Origin of the sequence: Actinotalea ferrariae CF5-4, assembly GCF_000603945.1 — a bacterium.
Taxonomy (GTDB): Bacteria; Actinomycetota; Actinomycetes; order Actinomycetales; family Cellulomonadaceae; genus Actinotalea; species Actinotalea ferrariae.
In genome coordinates, this window is sequence record NZ_AXCW01000164.1 from 1 (window position 1) to 4,427 (window position 4,427).

Annotated in this window: 4 protein-coding genes; all 4 read right to left on the reverse strand. The window is 72.8% G+C overall.

The features are described from left to right. Positions 1–277: 277 nt before the first annotated feature. A complete protein-coding gene (locus N866_RS13260) occupies positions 278–1,951 on the reverse strand; it encodes a GspE/PulE family protein (RefSeq protein ID WP_034227115.1) in 1,674 nt (557 codons plus the stop codon). Between the two features lie 93 nt (positions 1,952–2,044). Next, positions 2,045–2,941 carry a shikimate dehydrogenase gene (locus tag N866_RS13265; protein WP_245612590.1) on the reverse strand — a complete coding sequence of 299 codons (897 nt, stop codon included), beginning with the start codon at positions 2,939–2,941 and terminating at the stop codon, positions 2,045–2,047. After that, positions 2,938–4,089 carry an endolytic transglycosylase MltG gene (gene mltG / locus N866_RS13270; RefSeq protein WP_034227117.1) on the reverse strand — a complete coding sequence of 384 codons (1,152 nt, stop codon included), beginning with the start codon at positions 4,087–4,089 and terminating at the stop codon, positions 2,938–2,940. The genes N866_RS13265 and mltG overlap by 4 nt, the downstream gene beginning before the upstream one ends. 22 nt (positions 4,090–4,111) lie before the next feature. Continuing rightward, positions 4,112–4,427, reverse strand: a 316-nt coding sequence (locus N866_RS13275) for a RuvX/YqgF family protein (RefSeq protein ID WP_034227121.1), incomplete at its 5' end; no start/stop codon positions are given.

Below are 4,427 nucleotides of genomic sequence, written 5' to 3' on the forward strand. Positions count from 1 at the left end.
CGACCGGCTCGAGGGAGGGCACAGCGGGACGGCCGGCGGCCGGGGGCGCGGCCGGTGCGCCGAACGAGGCCGGTGGGCCGCCGAGCGGGGGCGCCTGGGGAGCCGGGCGGTCGCCCTGGGGCTCCGGGAAGAACTGGTTCACAGCGGCCCTCTCGTCCATGGTCGTCCGACGGACGTCCCCCGGTGTGTCATCGACCGGATCCGGCTCGGCTTGAGCGTTCGACCGCTTGTGATCGGGCGATACCGGACGTCTCGCCTCCTCAGCCGACTCGTGCTGCTACGCCACGACGCGCAGGATCTCCTCGATGGAGGTCTCCCCCAGCAGGACCTTCGTCCAGCCGTCGTCGCGCAGCGTGACCATGCCCTGCTCGCGGGCCGTCCGGGCGATCTCCGCCGAGGAGGAGTGCGCGACGGCGTGCCGCTCGATCTCCTCCGTCACGCGCATGACCTCGTGGACGGCCATCCGGCCCTTGTAGCCGGTCCGCGAGCACGCGCTGCAGCCCGCCGGGCGGAACAGCGTCGGGATCTCCTCCCCCGGCACCCACGGGAAGCGGGCGGAGATGAGCTCCACCTCGCTCGGCACGTAGGCCTCCTTGCACTTCGAGCACAGCCGCCGGGCGAGCCGCTGGGCGACCACGCAGTCCAGCGCGGACCCGACGAGGAACGGCTCGATGCCCATCTCGATGAGGCGGGTCACGGCGCTCGGGGCGTCGTTGGTGTGCAGCGTCGAGAGGACGAGGTGACCGGTGAGCGCCGCCTCGATGGCGATCTGCGCGGTCTCGTGGTCACGGATCTCACCGAGCAGCACGACGTCGGGGTCCGACCGCAGGATCGACCGCAGCGCCCCGGCGAACGTCAGCCCGGCCTTGGGGTTGACCTGCACCTGATTGATGCCGGCGAGCCGGTACTCGACCGGGTCCTCGACCGTGATGACGTTGATCTCGGGCCGGGAGACGGCGTTGAGCGTGGCGTACAGGGTCGTGGACTTGCCCGAGCCCGTGGGCCCGGTGACCAGGATCATCCCGTAGGGCTTCGTGTAGGACTCCTGGTAGACCTCGAAGTTGTCGTCCAGGAACGACAGGTCGCGCAGGTCCAGGCTGGCCGTGGAGTTGTCCAGGATGCGCATGACGACCTTCTCGCCCCACACCGTGGGCAGCGTCGCCACGCGCAGGTCGATCTTGCGTCCGTTGTGCGCCACGGACATGCGGCCGTCCTGCGGCTTGCGGCGCTCGGCGATGTCGATGTCGCTCATGATCTTCAGACGGGAGATGACGCCACCCTGGATCTGCTTGGGCGCCCGCTGCATCTCGTGCAGCACGCCGTCGATCCGGTAGCGGACGCGCAGGTCCGTCTCCGCGGGCTCGATGTGGATGTCCGAGGCGCGGTCCTGGATCGCCTGCTGGACGAGGATGTTGACGAACCGCACGATCGGGGCGTCGTCCTCGACGAAGTCCCCGACCTGGGAGAGGTCGACGGCGTCGGGGACCATCGCGTCCTCGAACGCGGATGCGAGGTCGTCGATCTCGTCGTCGGCGCGGCAGTAGCGGTCGATCGCGGCGCTGAGGTCGTCGTGCGTCGCGACGACCGTGCGCACCGGCAGGCCCGACAGGGTCCGGGCGTCGTCGACCGCGACGACGTTCCCGGGGTCGGCCATCGCCAGCATGAGGTACCCGTCCTGGATGCCGACCGGCAGGGCGGTGTACCGACGGCACAGCGTGCCCGGCAGGAGCGCGACGGCCGCCCGGTCCACGGGGTACTCGGCGAGCTCGACGAACTCCATGCCCACCTGGCTGGCGAGCGCACGGACGAGCTGGGTCTCGGTGAGCATCCCGATCTCGACGAGCACCCGGCCCAGGGACTCACCCCGCATGGCCTGCTCGTCGAGAGCGGCCATGAGCTGGCCCTCCGTGACGAGTCCCTCTTCGAGCAGGATGTCGCCGAGCTGCTTCACGGGTGTCCTTCCCAGGGTGGGCCGCGGGGCACGGGGTGCGTGGGCACCTCGTTCCCTCTCTATCGGCACCTCACCCGGGAGAGTGAAGGGTGATCACCCGGCGAGCGCGGCCTCCAGCGCCTGCTCCATCGCCGCACGGGGTGCGGGCAGGCCCGTCATGAGCCGCACCTGCTCCGTCGCCTGGTGCAGGAGCATCCGCTCCCCCCCGACCGCCCGACCGTCGGCGGCGCGCCAGGCCGTGCCGAGCGCCGTCTGCCGGGGGTCGTAGGCCACGTCGAGCAGCACGCCGCCGACGGCGTCGCCCAGGCTCGCGGCGAAGGGGTCCGCCGCTCGGGCCGGGAGGGTGGACACGACGACGTCGGCCGTCCGCATCGCGTCGAGCAGGCGCTCGGCCGGGTCCATCGGGAGGAACCGCGGCTCCACCCCCATCCGGTGCGCGGCGCGCATCGTCGCGCCGGCGCGACCGACCGACCGCACGAACACCTGGGCGGTCGTGCAGCCGAGCTCCGCCAGGCCGGCGAGCGTGGAGGCGGCGGTCGCGCCCGCCCCGAGGACCACCGCGCTGGCGATCCGGCGCTGCTCCCCCAGGCCCTCCCGGAGGGAGGCGACGACGCCGTGCACGTCCGTGTTCGCGCCGACCAGGACCGGGCGCCCGGGGGCCGCCTGGACGAGCACGGTGTTGACGGCACCGACCACGTCCGCGAGCGGCTCCACGTGGTCCAGCAGCGGCAGGACGGTCTGCTTGAGCGGCATCGTCAGGCTCAGCCCGGCCCAGGAGCCGTCGAGCCCGGCGACGAACCCCGCCAGCTCCTCCTCCCGGACGTCGACGGCGTCGTACTGCCAGCAGTCCAGACCGAGCGCCGCGTAGGCGGCGCGGTGCAGCACGGGCGACAGCGAGTGCGCGATGGGGTGCCCGAGCACGGCCGCCCGGCGCGCGGCGGCGCGGGGACGGTCACCCGTGGGCACCGCACCGGTGGAGACGGCGCTCACCCGTTCTGGGCCTCCCACTCCCGCAGGAGCTGGACGTTCTGGTTGTGCTCGGCGAAGGTCTCCGCGAAGCGGGTCTCGCCCGTCTCCAGGTTCACCGTGACCCAGAACAGCCAGGGGCCGGGCTCCGGGTCGAGCACCGCGTCGATCGACTGCAGGCTCGGCGATGCGATCGGGGTCGGGGGCAGGCCCGTGTACCGGTAGAGGTTGTACGGGGTGTCGCTGTTCGCCGTGTCGTCGCGCGTCAGCTCCGTCCCCGACTTGCCCAGCCCGTACGCGACGGCCGCGTCGATGTCGAGCTTCATGTCGATCGCCAGCCGGTTCTCGATGGCCTGGGCGACCTTGCGGCGGTCCTCCGCGGAGCGCGCCTCGCGCTCGACGAGCGACGCCTTGGTCAGGACGACCTCGCGCTGCTCGGCCGGCACGCCGCGCTCGTCGAGGCGGGCGATCGTCTGGCCCACCATCTGCGCGATCATCTCGGTCGGCGTGGTGCCGGGCTCGAAGGTGTACGTGGCCGGGAACAGCCAGCCCTCGTAGTTCCCCCCCGCCTCGGCGGGCAGGCCCGTCGCCGCGGTGTCCTGCATGGCGGCCTGGAAGTCCGCGACCGGGACTGCCGTCACGGAGGAGAGGCGCTCGAGGATCTGGTCGGCGCGCAGGCCCTCCGGGATCGTCACGCGGGTCTGCACGCGGTTCCCGCCCTCGAGCAGGGCGGCCACGGCATCCTGCGCGCGCATCTCGAGCATCAGCCGGTACGTGCCCGGCTGGATGCCGGCGGCATCGGGGTTCGCGGCGAACGCGCGGGAGAACGCCGTCGCCGACGCGACGACGCCCGCCTCCTCGAGGGTGGCGCCCATCTGGCCGCCGGACGCGCCCGCCTCGATGGTCACCTCGACGCTGCCCGTGCCGGGGCCCGGGAAGTCCTCGACCGGCGTCTCGCGGTCGGCGACCGAGGAGAGGAGCGGCCCCACGAACTGGAAGGCGGCGTAGACCGCTCCCCCGAGCACGAGCAGGGCGATGAGGACGGCGATGATGCTGCGCCGACGACGCTGACGCCGCTTGCGCTCACGGTCCTCGCGCCCGACCCGGCGGCGGGAGCCGCCCTCCTCGGCGGGATCCGGGCGGATCACCTCGTCCAGGAACACGTCGTTCACAGTCCAGCCTCCTGTTGCGCCCTCACCCTGCGCCTCGCTCGTCCGTCCTGCCAGCCGACCCCGAGCCTGCGCTGGGGGCGACCCCGGGCGGGTGCTCGTCCACGAGCTCCCCGCACCGCGCCCCCGTGGTGCGCTCCGTGTCCATCGCGGACTGGAGGATCACCACCGCGGCCGCCTGGTCGACGACCTGCCGGTGGCGCCGCCCGGATCGCCCGGACGCGTGCAGCGCCTGATGGGCGGTGACCGTGGTCATCCGCTCGTCCACGAGCCGCACCGGTACGGGTGCGATCGCGCGCGCCAAGATCCCACAGTACGTGCGGACGTCCCGTGCTGACGAA